The 574-nt window shown below is 73.5% G+C and carries 1 protein-coding gene; it reads left to right on the plus strand.

The window, feature by feature from the left end:
• Window positions 1-77: 77 nt before the first annotated feature.
• A partial coding sequence (locus tag ABTU92_RS29910; RefSeq protein ID WP_408095172.1) for an enoyl-CoA hydratase-related protein occupies window positions 78-574 on the plus strand: 497 nt, incomplete at its 3' end.

Raw genomic sequence — 574 nt, forward strand, 5'->3', positions numbered from 1 at the left:
CGCCGGGCGCTCGCCGCCGGCACGCCGTGGACCGAGGAGCTGACCGAGAGCCTGCTGCCGGCCGCGAGGGCGGCGCGATGACGGAGCAGCCGCTCAAGGTCTGGCGCGACCGAGACGGCGCGCTTCTGCGCCTGCGGCTCGCGCGGCCGAAGGCCAACATCGTCGACGCCGCGATGATCGCGGCGCTCGACGCGGCGCTCGTCGAGCATCTCGACGACCCGCGGCTGATCGCCGTGCTGATCGACCACGAGGGCCCGCATTTCAGCTTCGGCGCGAGCGTGCAGGAGCACATGCCGGGCCAGTTCGAGGCGATGCTGAAGGGCTTCCAGGCGATGGTGCTGCGCCTCGTCGCGGCGCCCGTGCCGGTGCTGGTCGCGGTGCGCGGCCAGTGCCTGGGCGGCGGCATGGAGGTGGCGATCGCCGGGACGCTGATCTTCGCGGCTCCCGACGCGAAGTTCGGGCAGCCGGAGATTCAGCTCGGCGTGTTCGCGCCGCCGGCGAGCTGCATCCTCCCCGAACGGATGCCGCGCGGCGCCGCCGAGGCGTTGCTGCTCTCCGGCCAATCGATCACCGC

This window comes from Rhodoplanes sp. SY1 (assembly GCF_046000175.1).
Classification (GTDB): domain Bacteria; phylum Pseudomonadota; class Alphaproteobacteria; order Rhizobiales; family Xanthobacteraceae; genus Rhodoplanes.